Source organism: Paraburkholderia sp. BL17N1, assembly GCF_003634175.1.
Classification (GTDB): Bacteria; Pseudomonadota; Gammaproteobacteria; order Burkholderiales; family Burkholderiaceae; genus Paraburkholderia.
Map to the genome: position 1 here is coordinate 3379406 of NZ_RBIW01000001.1, position 21906 is coordinate 3401311.

The following is a 21906-nucleotide window of genomic DNA, read 5'->3' on the forward strand; positions in this document are numbered from 1 at the left end:
GCGATTGGGACGGCCAGATCAGCCCAATTCCTTAGCTGCCGCCACCACGACGCATCATGTCGAAGAACTCCGAATTGCTCTTCGTCTGGCGGATCTTGTCGAGCAGGAATTCCATCGACTCGACTTCGTCCATGTCGTGAATGAACTTGCGCAGCACCCAGATCTTTTGCAGCACTTCGGGCTTGATCAGCAGTTCTTCGCGGCGCGTGCCGGACTTGTTCAGGTTGATCGACGGGTAGACGCGTTTTTCAGCAAGACGGCGCTCCAGGTGCACTTCCATGTTGCCGGTGCCCTTGAATTCTTCATAGATCACGTCGTCCATGCGGCTGCCGGTTTCGATCAGCGCCGTGCCGATGATGGTCAGCGAGCCGCCTTCCTCGATATTGCGCGCCGCGCCGAAGAAACGCTTCGGACGTTGCAGCGCGTTGGCGTCGACACCACCCGTCAGCACCTTGCCCGAGGCCGGCACGACCGTGTTGTACGCACGCGCGAGACGCGTGATCGAGTCGAGCAGAATCACCACGTCGTTCTTCATTTCGACGAGGCGCTTGGCTTTTTCGATCACCATTTCGGCGACTTGAACGTGACGCGCGGCCGGTTCGTCGAACGTGGAGGCGATCACTTCGCCCGCCACCGAGCGCTGCATTTCGGTCACTTCTTCCGGGCGTTCGTCGATCAGCAGCACGAACAGCACGACATCCGGATGGTTCTGCTTGATCGCGTGGGCGATGTGCTGAAGCATCACGGTCTTACCCGACTTCGGCGATGCGACCAGCAGGCCGCGCTGGCCTTTGCCGATCGGCGCGATCATGTCGATGATGCGGCCCGTGACGTTTTCCTCGCCACGCATTTCACGTTCGAGCAGCAGCACCTTGTTCGGGTGCAGCGGCGTCAGGTTTTCGAACATGATCTTGTGCTTCGAGGCCTCCGGCGGCTGGCCGTTGACCTTGTCCACCTTCACCAGCGCGAAATAGCGTTCGCCGTCTTTCGGCGTACGCACTTCGCCTTCGATCGTGTCGCCCGTATGCAGGTTGAAGCGGCGGATTTGCGACGGGCTGATATAAATATCGTCCGTGCTGGCCAGGTACGAGGTTTCCGGCGAACGCAGGAAGCCGAAGCCGTCCGGCAGCACTTCGAGCGTGCCGTCGCCGAAGATCGTGTCGCCCGTTTTGGCTCGTTTTTTTAGAATGGCGAACATCAATTCCTGCTTGCGCAGGCGGTTCGCACTTTCGATCTCGAGGCCATTGGCCATCTCGATCAATTCGGACACGTGCAGAGTCTTAAGCTCGGATAAATGCATACGGAGAACCCGCAGGAGAAGGTGCGACGAAATGAAATCTGGGAGGAGAGTGAGCGGAACCGCTCAAGGACTTACACGTCTTTTCGACGTTTTGCGGATTCTAGCATAGCACACGCCAGTTTCCGCCGGTGCGACGGCATGGCATCTTTCTTGTTAAGCGTGTTGTCGCCCGACAACACGCTTAACACAACGCGCCCGCGGCTTTCAGAGAGGCCTCGCAGCGCGTTGCTCTGATCGCTTTACAGGTTGCCGTCGAGGAACGCGGTGAGTTGCGACTTCGACAGTGCGCCGACTTTCTGCGCGGCCACAGCGCCGTTCTTGAACAGGATCAGCGTGGGGATACCGCGCACGCCGAACTTGACCGGCGTCGATTGATGCTCGTCGACGTTGATCTTGGCGATTTGCAGGCGATCGGCGTAATCCTTCGCGACTTCGTCGAGGATCGGCGCGATCATTTTGCACGGACCGCACCATTCAGCCCAGAAATCGAGCAGCACGGGTTTATCGGATTTCACGACGTCCTGTTCGAACGATGCGTCGCTAATATGCTTGATTTGTTCGCTCATTGTATGAATACCTCTATCGGTTCGAGGCCCGCCTGAATTGCTCGCCACGATACGTCAAAACCTAAGGAAACTTCCGTTCGCTTTGCCGCAACCGGAACTTTGCCGACACACACCGGAAAAGGTGTGAACCTGTTTCGGAGTATGCGGAAGGCTCGCGTTTGCGGGTCATCCGTACGGCAGTTTAGCTTAATTCGCTATGCGTTGCCGGGGCCGATAGTACTCATCAGGGCAGTGGGGCCAATGGCTGCCGACGAAGTGCCACCGTGATTCATCAAACCATGACGCAACCTATCTGGTGGCTTGCCGGCCAAACTCAAGTGGCTTTCGCCGGCCTCGCTGCGAGATCGGCTATATGGTGCGCAAGTAGCGATTCGGCGCGCCGTTGACGATTTGCTCGTATTAACAGTCGCACGACGGGCCAAGCGATGATAGAATGTTTCGTGACGGGCCTCCTCGCATGGAGGGATGGTCAACCTGGTCAGGTCGGGAACGAAGCAGCCACAGCCGTTTTCCACCAGTGCCGAGGGTCGGGCTCGTCACCTTCCTTTTTTTGTTGTTCTTGTTTTTCTCCGCGGGTTCTTCCGCAAACGCATCCCATCTTCTGTTTACCCTGAGCGCAGCGGCATGCAGCCACGCCTCCTGATGCTTCTCGCGCGCTTCATCTATTTTTTCCTATCGGTCCGTTAGCCACTTCCAATGAAGTGACAGCATGCGTTCGCGAGCGGTCGCGAATCGGTTTTGCACGCCATCGTTACTGATACAATTTCCCGATGACCTATCAAGTTCTCGCACGCAAATGGCGGCCGAAGGATTTCGCTTCGCTCGTCGGACAGGAGCACGTGGTGCGCGCGCTCACGCACGCGCTCGACGGCGGCCGTCTGCACCATGCCTATCTGTTTACCGGCACGCGCGGCGTCGGCAAAACCACGCTGTCGCGCATCTTCGCCAAGGCGCTGAACTGCGAAACCGGCGTGACCTCCACGCCGTGCGGCGTGTGCCGCGCGTGCCGCGAGATCGACGAAGGGCGCTTCGTCGATTATGTGGAAATGGACGCGGCGAGTAATCGCGGCGTGGACGAAATGGCGGCACTGCTGGAGCGCGCCGTCTACGCGCCAGTGGATGCGCGCTTCAAGGTCTATATGATCGACGAAGTGCACATGCTGACCAACCACGCCTTCAACGCCATGCTGAAGACGCTGGAAGAACCGCCTTCGCATGTCAAGTTCATTCTCGCCACGACGGATCCGCAAAAGATTCCGGTCACGGTGCTGTCGCGCTGTCTGCAGTTCAATCTGAAGCAGATGCCCGCTGGCCACATCGTCTCGCATCTCGAACATATTCTCGGCGAAGAGAAGGTGCCGTACGACGCCCAGGCGCTGCGCCTGCTCGCACGCGCGGCCGACGGCTCGATGCGCGACGCGCTTTCGCTGACCGATCAGGCGATCGCCTATTCGGCCAATCAGGTCAATGAAGAAGCCGTGCGCGGCATGCTCGGCGCGCTCGACCAGAGCTATCTGATTCGTCTGCTCGACGCGCTCGCGGACGGCGACGGCGCCGCGGTGCTATCGGTCGCCGACGAGATGGCGTTGCGCAGCCTGTCGTTTTCCACGGCGCTGCAGGATCTGGCGAGTTTGCTGCATCGGATCGCGTGGGCGCAGTTCGCGCCGTCGTCGGTACTGGACGAGTGGCCTGAGGCGGCCGACTTGCGCCGCTTCGCTGAAGCCTTGAGCGCCGAGCAGGTGCAACTGTTCTATCAGATCGCGACGATCGGCCGGAGCGAACTGGGTCTCGCGCCGGACGAATACGCCGGCTTCACCATGACGCTGCTGCGCATGCTCGCCTTCGAACCGGCACCCACAGGCGGTGGCGGTGGCGCCGTGGGTTCGGCGCGCGCGTCTGGCCAGGCGGGAGCGAGTGGGGCAAAACGTGCCGGTGCGCCAGCTGTGGCCGCGCAGCAGGGTGTGTCGGGAGCGCCCGCGAGCGCGACTGCAAGCGCTGCGTTGACGAATTCGCGTGGTGCGAGCGTGAACGCCGCTGCGCCGGTTCGTGAAACGCAGCCGGGTCATGCCGTGGCATTGGAGAAGGGCGTTGCGGTTCAGCCGGTACGGCAAGCCCGTAGCCCAATTGAAGTGCCGCCTGCTGATAACAGCGTTCAAGCTACGTCGCCGGATTCTGGTCGAGGCGAGGCAGCAGAGCAATCACCTGGCGCGGAACCGGCGGTCGCCGGCGAGTCGGTGCCGGTTGTTCACAACGTGAATTCGGCGCAGTCGCAGCCGGTGGACGATGCCCCCGCGGCATCCGCGTCGCCGGTCTCGTCTGCGGCCCCGGCGGCCGCCGCCTTGGCACCGTGGGATGACGCGCCTACCGACTCGGCGGCGAACGAAGCTTCCGTAACCGCCGGCCCCGATGGCGCGGCCGCCGCCGAAGTTCCCTCTGTGGCATCCCTCGCCGACTCTGCGCCCGCGACTTCACTAAGCGCACCCGCGGCTGCGGCGCTCGCTCGCACCGAGCAGGCCGCCGCCGCGGCCCCGTCGGAAGAGCCGTCGCCCGCGGCCGATAGCGCACCGCGTCGCGCAGGCGGCGCGAGCGCGGCGCTCGACGTCCTGCGCAGTGCCGGTTTGAAAGTGTCCTCGGACCGTGGCCGCGCGAGCGCAGCAGCGGCCGCAAAATCTGCCGTTCCCGCTACGCCGAAGCCGGCCGCGCCGCGCGTCGTCGTTCCCGTGCCGACGCCGGGCGCACCGCGCCGCGCACCGCAGGAGGCAGCACCGGCGGCTCGCGCGTCCGCCTCTTCAGCGCCCGCGCAGCGCAATGGCGCCGAGCAGAACGGCGCGTCGGTGCCGCCGTGGGACGACATGCCGCCCGACGAATACATGCCGCTCACCGCCGCGGACGAAGGTTATTACGGCCTGCCCGACGATGGCTACATGCCCGTGTTCGACAGCGGCCCGGATGATGTCCGCGTGAATACCTCCGCAGCGTCCACGCCGGCGCCGGTGGTCGATCAACGTCCGCTGCCGCCCGCGGTGCCGCTCGATCCGCTCGGTTTCAAGGGCGACTGGCCGGCGCTGGCCGTCGACTTGCCGCTCAAGGGCATTTCCTATCAGCTGGCGTTCAACAGCGAACTGATGGCGCTCGAGGGCAACACGCTCAAATTGAGCGTGCCGGTGCCGCAGTACGCGGAAGCCTCGCAGGTCGCTAAACTGAGAGCCGCGCTCGCCGACAGGCTCGGCCAGGCTGTCGACGTGCTCGTCGAAGTCGGGCCGGCGCGCCGCACGGCCGCCGCGCACGACGCCGCCTTGCGCGCGCAGCGCCAACAGGAAGCAGAGCGCGAGATCGGCGCCGATCCGTTCGTGCAGTCGCTGATCCGCGAGTTCGGCGCGAGCATCGTGCCGGGCTCGATCCGCCCGATTACTCCGGACGCCGGCGCGAACGGCGCGCCGTCGGTCCACTGATTCGCAGCGCAACAGGTTTTAGCGCGCCCGATTTCCGAATTTCACGCTATCAAGAAGGAGCATGTCCATGATGAAAGGCCAACTCGCCGGGCTGATGAAGCAAGCTCAGCAGATGCAGGAAAACATGAAGAAGATGCAGGAGCAACTCGCGCTGATCGAAGTCGAGGGGCAGTCGGGCGCCGGTCTCGTGAAGGTGACGATGACCTGCAAGAACGACGTGCGCCGCGTATCGATCGACCCGAGCCTGCTCGCCGACGACAAGGACATGCTGGAAGACCTGGTCGCCGCCGCGTTCAACGACGCCGTGCGCAAGGCCGAAGCCACCGCGCAGGAAAAGATGGGCGGCATGACTTCGGGTCTGCCGTTGCCGCCGGGCTTCAAACTGCCGTTCTGAGCGCGACGACCGTAAGGCGGCGGGTCAGGCGTCGCGGCAGTTGTCGCCGCGGCGTGAACGGAACGCGTGAGTGGCGCGCACTGCATATGCCGCCGGTGCTGCACTCACTGCGCTTGTGCCGGCTTGACTCGACCGGCGTTCGTTCGGCTGAGGCGTGCAACGCGCGCCCTCGGGCTGGCCCTCGCCGCAATGATGGAAACCGATCGTATCAACCGCATCGCCACCCGGATTGCCGGGCACTACCCACTTCGACGCCGATCCGCATGAAACAACCTTCCGCCTTGTCGGCGCTCGTCGAAGCGCTGCGCGCGCTGCCCGGCGTCGGGCCGAAGTCCGCGCAACGCATGGCTTACCACCTGATGCAGCACGATCGCGACGGCGCCGAAAAACTCGGCCGCTCGTTGCTGTTCGCCACGGAGCATCTGAAGCACTGCGAGAAGTGCAACACCTTCACCGAGGCGCAGATCTGCGAAGTCTGCCTCGATGAGGAGCGCGATGCCACTTTGCTGTGCGTCGTCGAAACGCCTGCCGATCAGATCATGCTCGAGCAGACCATGACCTATCGCGGCCTCTATTTCGTGCTGATGGGACGTCTGAGTCCGCTCGACGGCATTGGGCCGAAGGAGATTCATTTCGACCGGCTGGTCAAACGCGCATCGGATGGCGTGGTCAAGGAAGTCGTGCTCGCCACCAATTTCACCAACGAAGGCGAGGCGACCGCGCATTACCTCGGGCAGACGCTCAAGGCGCGCGGTTTGGCCGTGACGCGCCTCGCGCGCGGTGTGCCGGTGGGCGGCGAACTCGAATACGTGGACGCCGGCACGATCGCCCGCGCCATGCTCGACCGTCGCTCGATGTAGCGCAAGGCGCTCGCCGTATGGCGACGCGCGTTAGCGCGGAACAGCTTTGCATGGGGCGGGAGTAAGCGCTAAAGCGCTAACTCCCGCCGACAAAGGAGACACATGAGCGCTACCTCTGAATCCGGCGCGAGCGCCGCGCCACAAAACAAAACCGGCCCGCTCACCGGCGTCAAAGTGCTGGAACTCGGCACACTGATCGCCGGCCCGTTCGCCGCGCGCTTTCTCGGCGAGTTCGGCGCCGACGTCATCAAGATCGAAGATCCCAAGGGCGGCGACCCGCTGCGCAAATGGCGCAAGCTCTATCCGGAAGTCGGCGGCACGTCGCTGTGGTGGGCCGTGCAGGCACGCAACAAGAAATCCGTCACGATCAATCTGAAGGCCGAAGAGGGCAAGGAGATCGTGCGGCGCCTCGCGAAAGAAGCGGATATCGTCGTCGAAAATTTCCGGCCCGGTTTGCTGGAGAAACTCGGGCTCGGCTATGACGTGCTGTCGGCGGAAAATCCCGGTCTCGTCATGGTGCGGCTGTCCGGTTACGGGCAAACCGGTCCGTATCGCGACCGGCCCGGCTTCGGCGCGATCGCCGAATCGATGGGCGGCTTGCGTCATATCACCGGCTACCCGGACCTGCCGCCGCCGCGCATCGGTATTTCGATCGGCGATTCGATCGCCGCGCTGCACGGCGTGATCGGCGCGCTGATGGCGCTGCATCACAAACAGGTGAACGGCGGCAAAGGGCAGGTCGTCGACGTCGCGCTGTACGAGGCCGTCTTCAACATGATGGAAAGCGTGGTGCCCGAATACGGCGTGTATGGCATGGTGCGCGAGCGCACCGGCGCGTCGCTGCCGGGTATCGTGCCGTCCAATACGTATCCGTGCCGCGACGGCAGCATCGTGATCGGCGGCAATAGCGATCCGATCTTCAAGCGCCTGATGATCGCGATCGAGCGCGAGGATCTCGCGAACGATCCGGCGCTCGCGCATAACGACGGCCGCGTGCCGCGCACCCAGGAAATCGACGGCGCGATCGCCGCCTGGCTCGCCACGCGCACCATCGACGAAGCGCTCGCCGTGCTGAATGCCGCCGACGTGCCGGTGGGCCGCATCTACAGTGTGGCGGACATGTTCACCGATCCGCAGTTCATGGCGCGCCAGATGATCCAGCGTTTCAAATGGCAGGACGGTAAGGAGATCACGCTGCCGTCGGTCACACCGAAGCTCTCGGCCACGCCGGGCGAAACACGCTGGCTCGGCCCGGAACTGGGTGAACATACCGATGAAGTCCTGCAATCGCTAGGTTATGATGCAGACCACATTGCAAGGTTGCACGCGCAACAGATCGTTTGAGCAGCACACGCGGCGCCCGCGAGCGCCGCGCTAAAAAGATAAACCGGACCACGAAAGTTTGGAGACTCGAGCCCATGCAACGGAGAAGTTTTCTCGCCGGCACCGCCGCACTCGCGGGCGCCACGCTCGCCGCCACGCCGCTCGCCTTCGCGCAGGGCAAACCTGAAACCAGCAAGGTGGCGATCGCCGTCGGCGGCAAGAACCTGTTCTACTACTTGCCGCTCACCATCGCCGAGCGCCGCAATTACTTCAAGGACGAAGGGCTCGACGTCGAAATCTCCGACTTCGCCGGCGGCTCGCAGGCATTGAAGGCGGCCGTCGGGGGCAGCGCGGACGTGGTGTCCGGCGCGTTCGAGCATACCTTGCTGCTGCAGGCGCAAAAGCAGATGTTCCGCGAATTCGTGCTGCAAGGGCGCGCGCCGCAGATCGTGCTCGCGGTTTCGAAGAAGACCATGCCGAACTACAAGTCGATTGCCGATCTGAAGGGCAAGAAAATCGGCGTGACCGCGCCGGGCTCGTCGACCTCGATCATGGCGAGCTTCGTGCTGGCGAAAGCGGGGCTGAGCGCGAAAGACGTCGCGTTTATCGGCGTCGGCGCGGGCGCCGGCGCGATCGCCGCGTTGCAGTCGGGGCAGATCGACGCAATCGCCAATCTCGACCCCGTCATGACCAAGCTCGAGCGCACCGGCGAGATTCGCGTGGTGTCGGACACGCGTACGCTCGCCGACACGCGCAGCGTCTTCGGTGGCGATATGCCGGCGGGGTGTCTCTACGCCTCGCAAAGCTTCATCACGAAGAATCCCAACACCACGCAGGCGCTGACCAACGCGATGGTGCGCGCGCTCAAGTGGCTGCAAACGGCGACCGGCAGCGAACTGATCAACACGGTGCCGGAAGGCTACCTGCTCGGCGACCGCGCGGTGTATCTGGACGCGTGGCAGCACGTGAAGGAAGCGATGTCGCCCGACGGCCTGATGCCGGCGGACGGTCCCGCGACGTCGCTGAAGACCTTGCAGGCATTCGACCCGAACGTGCAGGGCAAGCCGATCGACCTGTCGAAGACGTGGACCAACGACTTCGTCAAGAAAGCGCTGACAACCGTCAAGGCTTGAGTCGAGCGCGGGCATCCGGACTGCGAGGCGACGCAGCGCGCGTCGCAACCCCATCCCGGTGCCGCGTACGATGACGTGACCTGATCACATACCAATCCGATCTTTCGAAGCGAGCTGAACGATGACCGTTGCCGCACTGGCGCTCGAGAACATCACCTGCACGTTCGCTGCGCGCGACAATCGCGCGCAGCGTTACACGGCGGTGAAGGACACCACGCTGCGCATCGCGCCGGGCGAGTTCGTCTCGGTGGTCGGGCCGACCGGTTGCGGCAAATCCACACTGCTGAATGTTGGCGCGGGTTTGCTAGGACCTTCGTCGGGCACGGTCAGCGTGTTCGGTGAGCCGCTCAAGGGCATTAACCGGCGCGCCGGCTATATGTTCCAGGCCGACGCGCTGATGCCGTGGCGCTCGGCCATCGACAACGTCATGGCCGGCCTCGCGTTCCACGGCGTACCGCCGGCCGAAGCTCGCGTCAAAGCCGACGAGTGGTTAAAGCGCGTGGGCCTCGGCGGCTTTGGCGATCGCTATCCGCATCAGCTATCGGGCGGCATGCGCAAGCGAGTCGCGATGGCGCAAACGCTGATTCTCGATCCGGACATCATTCTGATGGACGAGCCGTTTTCCGCACTCGATATCCAGACACGTCAGTTGATGGAAAACGAATTGCTCGACCTGTGGGCCGCAAAACGCAAAGCGGTGCTGTTCATCACGCACGACCTCGACGAAGCGATCGCGATGTCCGACCGCGTGGTGGTGCTTTCGGCCGGGCCGGGCACGCACCCGATCGGCGAATTCACGATCGACCTTCCGCGTCCGCGCGACGTCGCTGAAATCCGTTCGCATCCGCGTTTCGTCGAGTTGCATGCGCAGATATGGAGCGTGCTGCGCGACGAAGTACTCAAAGGCTATCAGCAGCAACTCACCGCCGTATAAACGCAAGCGCGTCACGTATTGGCGTTAATCAATCGTCCAAGGCAAACCGAGTCATGTGGAAGACGTTGCGCCCGAACCGGGCGAATCTGGTGATCTGGCAATGGCTGCTGCTCGTGCTGTGCTTCGTGTTCTGGTACGTGCTGACCAGCCCGACGCTGCTGCCGCCTTTCTATTTCGACGACCCGAACAAGGCCGCGTTCTTCTTTGGCGAGCCGCAGAAAGTGCTGCAACGGATCTGGGAGTGGTTCGTGGGCGGCGAGATCTATCTGCATCTGTGGATCACGCTGGTCGAGACCGTGCTCGCGTTCGCGCTCGGCACGGCGCTCGGGCTCGGCGTGGGCTTGTGGCTCGCGCTCTCACCGCTGGCGAGCGCGCTGTTCGATCCGTACATCAAAGCCGCCAACTCGATGCCGCGCGTGATTCTCGCGCCGATCTTCGGCGTGTGGTTCGGGCTCGGGATTTGGTCGAAGGTGGCGCTCGGCGTCACGCTGGTGTTCTTTATCGTGTTCTTCAACGTCTATCAGGGCGTGAAGGAAGTCAGTCCGGTCGTGCTCGCCAACGCGCGCATGCTCGGCGCGAACGGCAAGCATCTGCTGCGCTTCGTCTACTTGCCTAGCGCGATGAGCTGGGTGTTTTCGAGCTTGCATACGTCGGTGGGACTGGCGTTTGTCGGCTCGGTGGTGGGGGAATACCTGGGCTCGGCGCGCGGCGTCGGCTACCTGATTCTGCAGGCCGAAGGCACCTTCGATATCAATACCGTGTTTGCCGGGATTCTGGTGTTGACCGCGTTCGCGCTGATTCTGGATGCGATCGTGGGCATCGGCGAGCGGCGCTTGATGAAGTGGCAGCCCAAGACCGGCGACACGGAAAAGCTGTAGGGCAGAGCGGCGCGCGTTCGATACGCGCGAAGCGCAATGCTCAATACGCAACGCACGAGGCTTAGCAAAAAGAAACGACGCGCGAGTTGGAAAACCGTGCGTCGTTTCTTTTGGTTGCCACCAGACCGAATCGGTCACACGAGGATTAAGGCGTCACCACCACCTTCCCGATCACGCGACGCTCGGCCATATCCCGTAACGCACGCCCCGTATCATCGAGCGAATAGCGCGCCGACACATACGGCTTAAGCTTGCCTTCACCGATCCACCGTGTCATCTGCTGAAACGCCGCGTGATTGTGCTGCGGCTCGCGCTTTGCAAAGTCGCCCCAGAACACGCCGACCAGACTCGCGCCTTTGAGCAGCGTCAGGTTGAGCGGCAGCTTCGGAATCTCGCCGTTGGCGAAGCCGACCACCAGATAACGCCCGCGCCAGCCGATGCTGCGAAATGCCGGCTCCGCATACACGCCGCCCACCGGATCGTAGATCACGTCTGGGCCTTTGCCGCCGGTGAGCGCCTTGACGCGCTCGCGTATATCTTCGGTGCTGTAGTTGATGGTGGCATCCGCGCCGTGCTTGACGCAGGTCGCGAGTTTCTCGTCGCTCGACGCCGCCGCGATCACGCGCGCGCCGAGCGCCTTGCCGATTTCGACCGCTGCCAGCCCGACGCCGCCGGCCGCGCCGAGCACCAGCATCGTCTCGCCCGCCTGCAATGCGCCGCGATCGACCACGGCGTGATGCGACGTGCCGTACGCCAGCGTGAACGCCGCCGCCAACTCGAAGTCCACATGGTCCGCCAACGGTACGCACGCCGCGGCCGGCGCGAGCGCCTGCTCCGCGAAACCGCCCTGACCCGTGAAGGCGACCACGCGCGAGCCGGGCTTGAACTGCGTGACGTCGGCGCCGACCGCGCGCACCACGCCCGCGACTTCCGAACCGGGCGTGAAGGGCAGGGGCGGTTTGAACTGGTATTTGTTCTCGATGATCAGCACGTCGGGAAAGTTGACGGCCGCGGCTTTCACGTCGATCACGACATGGCCTGGCGGCGCTTCGAGGTCCGGCAGGCTTTCGACGACCAGGCTCTCCGGCGGCCCATATTGTTTGCAGCGAATCGCGCGCATCGTGTCTCCGTTTCGATCAGGGGTTCGCAAGTATTCTGAGTGTAAAACAATCAGCACGACCGTGCGTTTTTATTGCCTTGCGTGCGCTCGGCGAGTGCTCGATGCATGTCCGGCCGCCGACTCGCGCCAGCCTTTCACGATCCCGACGCGTGCGCATTGCATACGTCGCGCGCACGGCCCGCCGTGTCGTTCGCGCGTCTTCTTTCCTCGGTTACAATCGCCGCATGCGAATCCTACTCAGCAACGACGACGGTTATCTGGCGCCCGGCCTTGCTGCGCTTTACGAAGCGCTCAAGCCGATCGCGGACGTCACCGTGATGGCACCCGAGCAGAATTGCAGCGGCGCGTCGAATTCCCTGACGCTGTCGCGGCCGCTCTCGGTATTGCGCTCGGCCAACGGTTTCTATTACGTGAACGGCACGCCCACCGACTCGGTGCACATCGCGTTGACCGGCATGCTCGACCACACGCCGGACCTCGTGGTCTCGGGCATCAACAACGGTCAGAACATGGGCGAAGACACGCTCTATTCGGGCACTGTCGCGGCCGCCACCGAGGGCATCATGTTCGGCGTGCCCGCCATTGCGTTCTCGCTGGTCGACAAGGACTGGGTGCATCTCGACGACGCCGTGCGTGTCGCCGCTGAAATCGTCGCGCACTATCTGCAGCAGCCGTTGCCTGGGCATCCGCTCCTGAACGTCAACATTCCGAATCTGCCGTATGAACAACTCGGCGACTGGCGGATCACGCGTCTCGGCAAACGGCATCCGTCGCAGCCGGTGATTCGCCAGACCAACCCGCGTGGCGAGCCGATCTACTGGATCGGCCCGGCGGGCAGCGCGCGCGACGCGAGCGAAGGCACCGACTTTCACGCCGTCGCCAACGGCCACGTGTCGATCACGCCGTTGCAGCTCGACCTGACCCACACGCAAATGCTGCCCGCAGCGCGCGACTGGGCGCGCGCCGGCGGCGGCGCTTCATGACCAGCGAGCGCGCCAAGCGCTTTCCGCTCGGCCTCGAGGATCTGGTGCGCGAACCGCGCCGGCCCGAAGGACGCCCAGGCGAAATCCGCGCGGCGGCGCTCGCCGCGAGCGCGGCACTGAACGCGCGCCAGCAGCCCGCGAAGAATGCGCCGCCCGGTTCCGCGGGTAAATCCCAATCCAGGCAGGCAAGGGCGCAGCCCGCGGTGCAGCTAAAACCGCAAGCCAAGCCTTCGGCGGCGACGCCGCCGAAGCCGGTGGCCGCGCCGTCCGTTAAAACGCCGGCCAAGCCGGTCGTTCAAAGTTCGACGACACGCACCGCGCCGCAGTTGGCGGCATCGGCCAAACCCGCGGCCCGATCCAACGAGCGCAGCGCCGCGCCGAATGTCGCTTTGAACGGCGCGATGGCACTTACGTCGGAACGGGTTCGCGAACGCATGGTCGAACGCCTGCGTGCGAACGGCGTGACCGATCAGCGCGTGTTGAACGCGATGTCGGTGGTGCCGCGCCACATGTTCGTCGACCCGGGTCTCGCGGTTCAGGCCTACGAAGATGCGGCGTTGCCGATCGGCCATCACCAGACGATCTCCAAGCCGTCGGTGGTCGCGCGGATGATCGAGCTGGCCGCCGCCGGCCGCGCGCTGAACAACGTGCTCGAAATCGGCACCGGCTGCGGTTACCAGGCGGCCGTGCTGAGCCAGGTCGCGCGCGAGGTTTATTCGATCGAGCGCATCAAGCCTTTGTCCGAACGCGCGAAGACGAACTTGCGTCCGCTGCGCATCCCGAACATTCGCCTGCATTACGGCGACGGGCGGTTGGGACTGCCGGCGGCGGCGCCGTTCGACGCGATCGTGATCGCCGCAGCGGGGCTGGACGTACCGCAAGCATTACTTGAACAACTCGCGATCGGCGGCCGTCTGGTCGCGCCGGTCGGCTCGCAGGACGGCCAGAACCAGGTGCTGACTCTGGTCGAGCGCCTCGGACCCGCGCAGTGGCGCGAGTCGCGGCTTGATCGCGTTTTCTTTGTACCCTTAAAATCCGGAGTGATTTGACACCGATGAGTATGTTGCGCGCGATGCAAAGAACCACACTGAATGTCCCCATGACCGTAACCCAGCGTAGCGTGTGCGTGCTCGCCTTGTCCCTGTTGATGACGGCTTGCGCGTCCCGGCTCGATCAGGCGCCGGTCGTCGACCGCTCCGGCGGCGGCGTGCTCGGCACGCAAGCCGCGCAGCCGGCCGTGCCGCTCGGACCGCCGCCGCCTGGCTACTATCGCGTGAAGCCGGGCGACACGCTGTACCGGATCGCGTTGGAGAACGGCCAGAACTACCGCGACATTTCGGCGTGGAACAATCTGACCAACCCGAATCAGATCGAAGTCGATCAGTTGCTGCGCGTCGTGCCGCCGGGTGCGAACACCGCGGCGCTGACGCCGGGCGTGTCGACGGCGCCGATCGGCAGCGGTGGTGCGGTGCAAAGCGCACCGCTCGGCAGCACGCCGCCAGCGGCGGGCGGGACTGCTGGCGCGGCCGGTGTGGCGGCGCCGCCCATCTACGGTTCTACGACGAACAACGCGTCGCTGACGCCGCCCACCACGCCTGGCGCGGCCAGCGATTCGAACGCCGGCGCGTCCGGCAACGTGACGTTCGCGTGGCCGGTGCGCGGACCGCTGCTCGGCACGTTCAACGACTCGACCAACAAGGGCGTCAATATCGGCGGCGCTGCCGGCGATCCGGTGAAGGCGTCGGCGGACGGCCGCGTGGTTTATGCCGGAAATGGGCTGCGTGGTTACGGCAATCTCATTATCATCAAGCATGATGCAACTTATCTCACGGCGTATGCACATAACCGCTCTTTGATGGTAAAAGAGGGGGACGCGGTGACGAAGGGGCAGAAGATCGCCGAGATGGGCAATAGCGATTCCGACCGTGTGATGTTGCATTTCGAAGTTCGCCGGCAGGGTAAACCTGTCGACCCACTGAAGTATTTGCCGCCGCAATAAGCGATACGACCATGCCGAAATCGAAGCGCCGCCCGCCGCAAGCCGAGTCTGAGACGATCAGCCACGCTATGTCCGCTTCGGTGGAGGAAAGCGGCGCTTCGGAAGTGGAAGAAGAAGTCGCAGAAGAACGCGATCTCGACGAACGCCAGGGCGGCGCGGACGAAGCCGGCGAGACCCGTGAAGGCGCGAGCGAAGCCGCGCCGGACGCGGACGATTTCCGCGCGCTGCTGCAAGCCGAGCTGACGGCCGACACGATTCAGCACTACCTGAACCGTATCAGCGTCAAGCCGCTTCTCACCGTCGAGGAAGAGCAGAAGTATTCGCGTCTTGCCAAGGCGGGCGAATTCGAAGCGCGGCAAGTCATGATCGAGCGCAATCTGCGGCTCGTCGTCAGCATCGCGAAGGGCTATCTGAATCGCGGCGTGCCGCTGCTCGATCTGATCGAGGAAGGCAATCTCGGCCTGATGCACGCCATCGAAAAGTTCGATCCGACGCGCGGCTTCCGGTTTTCCACTTACGCCACGTGGTGGATTCGCCAGAGTATCGAGCGCGCCATCATGAATCAGGCGCGCACGGTCCGTTTGCCGGTGCACGTGATTCGCGAGCTCAACCAGGTGTTGCGCGCCAAGCGCCATCTGGAAAAAAATTCGATGAATTCGGGCGAGGCCGCCGAGCGCCGCGACGCCAGCATCGACGACATCGCCTATCTGACTGGCAAGACCACCGACGAAGTCACCGACATCCTCGCGCTGAACGAACATACCGCGTCGCTCGACGCGCCGCTCGATCTCGATCCGGCGAGCAGCCTGCTCGATCTGCTGTCCGACGACCAGAGCCAGTCGCCGGATGCCGAAGTGCAGCACCGCGAGCTGGAAACGCTTACACGCGCGTGGCTGGCTCGCCTGTCGGACAAGCATCGTCATGTGATCGAGCGCCGCTTCGGCCTGAATCACATCGAACCCGCCACGCTCGAAGAGCTGGCCGACGAAATGGGCCTCACGCGCGAGCGTGTGCGCCAGATCCAACAGGAAGCGCTCGTGCGGTTGAAGCGCTTCTTCGCCTCCAACGGTGTTCGCAAGGACGCCGTTCTATAACCTGATGACACCGATTCTTGTTTTCGACATCGAGACGATTCCCGATGTCGCCGGCATTCGCCGCCTCGAAGATTTGCCCGCCGACCTGAGCGACGCCGAAGTCGCCGAGCATGCGTTCGCCGCGCGCCGGGAAAAAACCGGTAGCGATTTCCTGCCGCATCATCTGCAGCGGATCGCGGCGATTTCCTGCGTGTTCCGCGACAACAATGGTTTCCGGGTGCGTTCGCTCGGCACGCTGGAAGACGGCGAGGCGGCGCTGGTGCAGTCGTTTTATCGCGTGATCGAGAAGTACACGCCGCAGCTCGTGTCGTGGAACGGCGGCGGCTTCGACCTGCCGGTGCTGAACTACCGCGCGCTCGTCAACGGCATTCCCGCCTGCAAGTTCTGGGATCTCGGCGAGGACGACCGCGAGTTCAAGTGGAACAACTACATTAGCCGCTACCATGCGCGTCACACGGATCTGATGGACGTGCTCGCCATGTACCAGGCGCGCGCCAACGCGCCGCTCGACGCGCTCGCCAAGATGTGCGGCTTCCCAGGCAAAATGGGCATGGACGGCAGTCAGGTGTGGCACGCGTACCAGCAAGGGCGCATCGGGGAAATCCGCAATTACTGCGAGACGGACGTCGTCAATACCTACTTGCTCTATTGCCGCTTCCAACTGATTCGCGGCGCGTTTTCGCCCGCGGAGTATGCTGACGAGATCAACCTGGTGAAGAACGCGCTGGCGCTGGAAACGGCGCCGCAATGGGCCGAGTATCTGGCGGCGTTTGACCAGTAAGCCGCTTGCGGTCGGGGCGTGACGTGACTGCCCTGCGGCGGATTGCAGGGCCGCGGGTCCTTTCGTTCAGGGATGCAAGTCGCTCGTCGTCTGCGAACTCGTGTTGCGCTCGGCCTCGACCCGCCTGGGGCCGTTCCCGCCGCGCCGAATGAAGGGCAGGCGCGGCGCTTCGTCTACAATCTCGCCTTTCCCCAAGTTTGTCAGGAAGTCGCAGGTGTCCCGAACTGCCCCCCATCGCCGCGCGCCGAAGCGCTCCAAGACGCCCCCGCCCGCGCCGGCACATGTCGTCACCGGCAACGAGCCGGTCATCGAAATCGTTTCGCTCGATATGGAAGCGCGCGGCGTCGGCCGCACCGAAACCGAAGACGGCACGTCCGGCAAGGTCATCTTTGTCGAAGGCGCGTTGCCCGGCGAGCGCGTCAGTTATTCGACGCATCGTAGCAAGCCCAAATTCGAGCAGGCCGAAGTAGTGCAAGTGTTCCGCGAAAGCGTGATGCGCACCAAGCCGAAATGCACTTACTTCGATATCTGCGGCGGCTGTTCGATGCAGCATCTCGACATTCGCGCGCAGGTGGCCGTCAAGCAGCGCGTGCTCGAAGACAACCTGCAGCATCTGGCGAAGCTGCGCCCGGAAACGGTGTTCCGGCCGATTCATGGGCCGTCCTGGGGTTATCGCTACCGTGCGCGTCTGGCCGTGCGTTTCCTGCCGGAAAAGGGCGGCATGCGGATCGGCTTCCATGAGAAGAAGAGCAGCTACATCGCCGACATGAAGACGTGCGAAGTGCTTCCGCCGCACGTGTCGGCCATGCTCATGCCATTGCGTTTCATGGTGCGCAAGCTGTCGATCTACGACCGCATGCCGCAGCTCGAACTGGCGGTCGGTTCATCCGTCACGGCGCTGGTGGTGCGCAACCTCGAACCCATCACCGCTGCGGACGAGCAGGTGCTGCGTGATTTCGCCGACCAGCACAAGGTGCAGTTCTGGTTGCAGCCGGGCGGCCCGGACACGGTCACGCCGTTTTATCCGCTCGACGTACAGCTCGACTACACGCTGCCGGAATACGACATCCGCATGCCGTTCAAGCCGACCGATTTCACCCAGGTGAATCACGCCATCAACCGCGTGCTGGTGAGCCGCGCGCTGCGCTTGCTGGCGCCGGCGCGCACGGACCGGGTGCTCGATCTGTTCTGCGGGATCGGTAACTTTACGCTGCCGCTCGCGCGGATTTCAAGGGAGGTCGTGGGCATCGAAGGCAGCGAGGTGTTGACCTCGCGCGCGCTGGCCAATGCCGGGTTGAACGGCGTGGCGGGGCATACGTCGTTCGCCTGCCGCAATCTGTTCGAAGTCACCGCCGACGACATGCGCGCGCTCGGCCACTTCGACAAGTTCCTGATCGATCCGCCGCGCGAAGGCGCGCTGGCCGTCGCCAAGGCGCTGGTGGAGATCGCGCAGAGCGGCGCTGGACCGCTGCCCAAGCGCATTGTCTACGTCTCGTGCGCGCCGGCGACCCTCGCGCGCGATGCAGGCCTGCTCGTGCATGAGGCGGGCTATCGGCTGGTGGGGGCGGGCGTGGTCAATATGTTCCCGCACACGTCGCATGTGGAGTCGATTGCGTTGTTCGAGCGGGATTGAGCGGCGCTGGCCGCGCGGCGCCTCGGCAATCTCAGGCAGCGCAACGCACAAACAAAAACGCCACGACTTCCGTCGTGGCGTTTTTTTCCCTGCTGATTCTCAATACGCGGTGAAGCTTAGAACTGCCACCACGACCTTTCCGTACCCGGCCGTGCATGACCCGTGATGTACGGGCTGTCGGGGAAGGTGCCGGCCAGCACGCGCTTCGTGTCGTCGGCCAGTTGCGGCTGGTTCAGCTTCTGATACGACAGCATCATGATGTGCAGCGCGTCTTCGATAGCCGGTGCGTTCTTGTATTGCGTGAGCGCCAGTTGCGCGCGGTTGATCGCGGCGACATAAGCGCCACGGCGGTAGTAATAGTCCGCTGCGTGAACTTCGTGCGACGCCAGCGCGTTCACGATATAGCGCATGCGTTGCGCGGCGTCCGGCGCATACTTGCTGTTCGGGTACTTGTCCACCACGACCTTGAACGCGTCGTACGACTCACGCAGCGACTTCGGATCGCGTTCGCTCATGTCCTGGCCGGAGAAGCGGCCGAACAGACCGAGGTCGTCGTTGAAGTGGATCATGCCCTTCAGGTAGTACGCGTAAGCGATGTCCGGGTGATCCGGGTGCAGCTGGATGAAGCGGTCGATAGCCTGGTCGGCGGCGGCGTTTTCGTTGTCTTTCCAGTTGCAGTACGCAACGTTGATCTGCGCCTGTTGCGCGAAGTGGCCGAACGGATCGCGCCCCTCGAGCATTTCGAAGTACTTGGCGCACTTGCCGTAATCACCACCGGTCAAGGCGTCGTTCGCCTCCGTATATAATTTGTTGTTGTTCCACGTTGCCGTTTCGTCGGTCTTCTCCGGCAGGCCGTGGCAAGCCGCAACAACGGCGACGGCTGCGGCGCACGCAATGTATCCGGCCACTTTCCGGGCCGCCTTCTTGATGGCCGCCAAATTGATCGCCGCTTTAGTAATGGTGTTCAAGGCTCGCATTTTCCAGTCTAGCTTTACGTCCAGGTGACCCAGACTCAATGACCCGCTCAAATACTCCAGGCGCCGCAACCGGCGCCGGGAATAGCAACAAAGATTATAGCGTAAGCGCTGACCCCTCCGACGCGTTGGGCGTCGATTCCCTCGACGACGATCTCGGCAGCGACGCGCTCAGTGCCGCCGCTCTGCCCAGCCATGTGCCGACCGTGGCGAGCCGCGTGGCGGACGAAACGCCGCGCAGCGTCGCCGTGCCCGACGAGTTGGCTGGCGAGCGCCTCGACAAGGTGCTCGCGCGGGTTTTTCCCGAATTCTCGCGCAATCGCCTGCAAAGCTGGATCGAGGCCGAGCGCGTGCGGATCGACGGCAAGCCCGCGAAAATCCGCCAGCCCGTTCCGCTCGGCGCGACCATCGAACTCGTGCCGGATCTGCTGCCCGAGCAACTGGCGTTCACGCCGGAGCCCGTGCCGCTCGAAATCGTCTATGAAGACGACACGCTGGTGGTCATCAACAAGCCGGCCGGCATGGTCGTGCATCCGGCGGCCGGCAACTGGAGCGGCACGGTGCTCAACGGCCTGCTGTACCGCTACGGCGACGCCGCCGCGGGCCTGCCGCGCGCGGGCATCGTGCACCGGCTCGACAAGGAAACCTCGGGGCTGATGGTGGTGGCGCGCACGCTCGAGGCGCAGACCGACCTCGTGCGCCAGTTGCAGGCGCGCTCGGTGAAGCGCCGCTATCTCGCGCTGGTGTGGGGCAACATGCCCGAAGAAGGCACGATCGACGCGCCGATCGGCCGCGATCCGCGCGAACGCACGCGCATGGCCGTGGTCACGAGCGCCTCAGGCAAGCCCGCGCGCACGCATTTTCGGCGCGTGGACTCGGCGATCTGGCAGCGTCAGCCGGTCACCGCGATTCATTGCGATCTGGAAACCGGGCGCACCCATCAGATTCGTGTGCATTGCGCGCATATCGGTCATCCGCTGCTCGGCGATCCGGTGTACGGGCGGGCCCGCGGCAAGCGCTCGGTCACACCGTTGCCCGATGGTTTCGCGCGCCAGGCGCTGCATGCATGGCGCCTCGGTTTGATTCATCCGCAGACCGGCCGCACGATGCAGTGGCGTGCGGATGCGCCGGCCGACATGGAGGCGCTGTCGGCCGCGCTCGGCCTCGGCCGCGACGACGCGGGCGAGTTCGACGAGACGTACTACGAGGAAGACGACTACGACGCGTCGCTCGACGAGGACGCCGGTGAGGACGCCGATGAAGGCGGCGCCCTGGATCACGGCGACATCGACGAACACGACGAACACGACGAGGACGATCACGCATGACTGCGCCCGAGCTGAGCTTTGCCGATGTCGTGCAACCCGCATGGAATGTCTCGCCGCGCGTGCGCGCGCTCGTCACGACCCGCGACGGCGGCGTGAGCGAAGCGCCGTTCGGCCGCTGGCGGAACGGCGCGGACTTGCCCGGCGGCCTGAATCTGGGCATGAAGTCCGGCGACGATCCGGCAGCGGTCGCCACGAATCGTGAACGCCTGTTGAAGCTGGCCGGCGTGAGCGAGGCCGCGTGGCTCGAACAGATTCACGGCGCCGGCATTGTGCGGGCGGAAGACGTGCTCGCGCAAACGCATGCGAACGGCACGCCGATGCGCGCCGACGCCAGCGTCACCGATCGTCCCGGCACCGTGTGCGTCGTGATGGTGGCCGATTGCATGCCGGTGCTGTTCTGCGACGAAGCCGGTCGCGCGGTCGGCGCCGCGCACGCCGGGTGGCGTGGACTGGCGGCGGGCATCGTCGAACAGACGGCAGAGCGCGTCGCCGAACTTGCCGGAGTCGAGGCGGGCGCATTGCACGCTTATCTCGGCCCGTCCATCGGTCCTGACGCCTTCGAAGTCGGCGCAGATGTGCGTGACGCCTTCATGAACGGCGTGGACGCCGTACAACGCGAGGCGACGGCAAACGCCTTCGTCGAGCACCCGCGCAATCCCGGGAAATATCTGGCCGATCTTCCGGCGCTGGCGCGTTTGCGTCTGCAGCGGCTCGGCGTGAAGCGCATTGTTGGCGGCGATCTCTGCACGGTCACTCAGCGTGAGGGTTTCTATTCCTATCGCCGCGATCGCGAGACCGGCCGCATGGCCGCGTTGATCTGGCTGGATGCTCAGGCGCAGTCGATCGCGGATTAACCTGCGACAGGCGTCGCGCGCGGTTTTCTCGCGATCGCCAACACACCTATGCCCGCATGCATGACATCGACATGGCGCGATGTCATGCATGCGGGCATGCTTGTCTGAGCATTGCCACGTTCCGCACGACCCTTGCCCGCGAGCACTCGTATGAGGGTTTATTCGGAGAAGCCCGAGCGTTTTTGCTGCACTGCCGGAATTCCGCGCGCTGGCGTGAATCTGCCGCCAAAACTGTCCGCGCGCGAACGGATAAATGCACATAAGCCTATGCAATTTGGGAGCTTTTTCCGTTCTCGTGTG

19 protein-coding genes and 1 other RNA gene are annotated in these 21906 nt (G+C 64.0%); 16 read left to right on the forward strand and 4 right to left on the reverse strand.

Going from position 1 to position 21906, the window contains the following annotated elements; genetic code table 11:
* Positions 1-31: 31 nt before the first annotated feature.
* Positions 32-1300, reverse strand: coding sequence for a transcription termination factor Rho (gene rho, locus B0G82_RS15290; RefSeq protein WP_006048863.1), 1269 nt, complete (start codon positions 1298-1300; stop codon positions 32-34).
* 239 nt (positions 1301-1539) lie between these two features.
* Entirely contained in the window at positions 1540-1866 is a 327-nt protein-coding gene (gene trxA / locus B0G82_RS15295) for a thioredoxin TrxA (RefSeq protein WP_006048864.1), read from the reverse strand.
* Between the two features lie 442 nt (positions 1867-2308).
* Here trxA and ffs point away from each other — a divergent pair.
* The 8 genes from ffs (at position 2309) to B0G82_RS15340 (ending at position 10840) form a co-directional block, all read left to right on the forward strand.
* Positions 2309-2407, forward strand: an RNA gene (gene ffs / locus B0G82_RS15300) — signal recognition particle sRNA small type.
* A gap of 229 nt (positions 2408-2636) precedes the next feature.
* Positions 2637-5318, forward strand: coding sequence for a DNA polymerase III subunit gamma/tau (gene dnaX, locus B0G82_RS15305; RefSeq protein WP_121307844.1), 2682 nt, complete (start codon positions 2637-2639; stop codon positions 5316-5318).
* Between the two features lie 67 nt (positions 5319-5385).
* Positions 5386-5712, forward strand: coding sequence for a YbaB/EbfC family nucleoid-associated protein (locus B0G82_RS15310; RefSeq protein WP_007182071.1), 327 nt, complete (start codon positions 5386-5388; stop codon positions 5710-5712).
* 263 nt (positions 5713-5975) lie between these two features.
* Positions 5976-6572 (forward strand): recombination mediator RecR, encoded by a 597-nt coding sequence (recR, locus tag B0G82_RS15320; RefSeq protein ID WP_106283547.1) that lies wholly within the window; start codon positions 5976-5978, stop codon positions 6570-6572.
* A 102-nt stretch (positions 6573-6674) separates the two neighbouring features.
* On the forward strand, positions 6675-7916 hold the full coding sequence (locus tag B0G82_RS15325; protein ID WP_121307846.1) for a CaiB/BaiF CoA-transferase family protein: 1242 nt from the start codon (positions 6675-6677) through the stop codon (positions 7914-7916).
* 74 nt (positions 7917-7990) lie between these two features.
* Positions 7991-9028: an ABC transporter substrate-binding protein gene (locus tag B0G82_RS15330; RefSeq protein ID WP_116141133.1), complete on the forward strand. Its 1038-nt coding sequence runs from the start codon at positions 7991-7993 to the stop codon at positions 9026-9028.
* Positions 9029-9149: 121 nt separating this feature from the next.
* Positions 9150-9962, forward strand: coding sequence for an ABC transporter ATP-binding protein (locus B0G82_RS15335; RefSeq protein WP_106283544.1), 813 nt, complete (start codon positions 9150-9152; stop codon positions 9960-9962).
* 53 nt (positions 9963-10015) lie between these two features.
* A complete protein-coding gene (locus tag B0G82_RS15340) occupies positions 10016-10840 on the forward strand; it encodes an ABC transporter permease (RefSeq protein WP_116116844.1) in 825 nt (274 codons plus the stop codon).
* A gap of 145 nt (positions 10841-10985) precedes the next feature.
* Here B0G82_RS15340 and B0G82_RS15345 read toward each other — a convergent pair whose 3' ends face one another.
* Positions 10986-11960, reverse strand: a complete 975-nt coding sequence (locus B0G82_RS15345) for an NADPH:quinone oxidoreductase family protein (RefSeq protein WP_121307847.1) — start codon at positions 11958-11960, stop codon at positions 10986-10988.
* Positions 11961-12184: 224 nt separating this feature from the next.
* Here B0G82_RS15345 and surE point away from each other — a divergent pair, with 224 nt between their 5' ends.
* The 6 genes from surE (at position 12185) to rlmD (ending at position 18450) form a co-directional block, all read left to right on the forward strand.
* Positions 12185-12943, forward strand: coding sequence for a 5'/3'-nucleotidase SurE (gene surE / locus B0G82_RS15350; RefSeq protein WP_116148431.1), 759 nt, complete (start codon positions 12185-12187; stop codon positions 12941-12943).
* On the forward strand, positions 12940-13992 hold the full coding sequence (locus B0G82_RS15355; RefSeq protein WP_121307848.1) for a protein-L-isoaspartate(D-aspartate) O-methyltransferase: 1053 nt from the start codon (positions 12940-12942) through the stop codon (positions 13990-13992). Before surE ends, B0G82_RS15355 begins: the two co-directional genes overlap by 4 nt.
* Positions 13993-13997: 5 nt before the next feature.
* Positions 13998-14942 carry a peptidoglycan DD-metalloendopeptidase family protein gene (locus B0G82_RS15360; RefSeq protein WP_116141139.1) on the forward strand — a complete coding sequence of 315 codons (945 nt, stop codon included), beginning with the start codon at positions 13998-14000 and terminating at the stop codon, positions 14940-14942.
* 11 nt (positions 14943-14953) lie between these two features.
* Positions 14954-16036, forward strand: coding sequence for an RNA polymerase sigma factor RpoS (gene rpoS, locus B0G82_RS15365; RefSeq protein ID WP_106283539.1), 1083 nt, complete (start codon positions 14954-14956; stop codon positions 16034-16036).
* A gap of 4 nt (positions 16037-16040) precedes the next feature.
* Positions 16041-16817 (forward strand): 3'-5' exonuclease, encoded by a 777-nt coding sequence (locus tag B0G82_RS15370; protein WP_121307849.1) that lies wholly within the window; start codon positions 16041-16043, stop codon positions 16815-16817.
* 214 nt (positions 16818-17031) lie between these two features.
* Positions 17032-18450, forward strand: coding sequence for a 23S rRNA (uracil(1939)-C(5))-methyltransferase RlmD (gene rlmD / locus B0G82_RS15375; RefSeq protein WP_121307850.1), 1419 nt, complete (start codon positions 17032-17034; stop codon positions 18448-18450).
* Between the two features lie 116 nt (positions 18451-18566).
* Here the strand turns inward: rlmD and B0G82_RS15380 are convergent, their stop codons facing one another.
* On the reverse strand, positions 18567-19427 hold the full coding sequence (locus tag B0G82_RS15380) for an outer membrane protein assembly factor BamD (RefSeq protein ID WP_121307851.1): 861 nt from the start codon (positions 19425-19427) through the stop codon (positions 18567-18569).
* Positions 19428-19465: 38 nt separating this feature from the next.
* On the opposite strand from B0G82_RS15380, the gene B0G82_RS15385 reads away from it, so the two are divergent.
* Both B0G82_RS15385 and pgeF read left to right on the forward strand, forming a co-directional pair.
* Complete coding sequence (locus B0G82_RS15385; protein WP_121307852.1) at positions 19466-20752, forward strand: RluA family pseudouridine synthase; 1287 nt, start codon at positions 19466-19468, stop codon at positions 20750-20752.
* Positions 20749-21606, forward strand: a complete 858-nt coding sequence (gene pgeF, locus B0G82_RS15390; RefSeq protein ID WP_121307853.1) for a peptidoglycan editing factor PgeF — start codon at positions 20749-20751, stop codon at positions 21604-21606. The genes B0G82_RS15385 and pgeF overlap by 4 nt, the downstream gene beginning before the upstream one ends.
* The last annotated feature ends 300 nt before the right edge of the window (positions 21607-21906 follow it).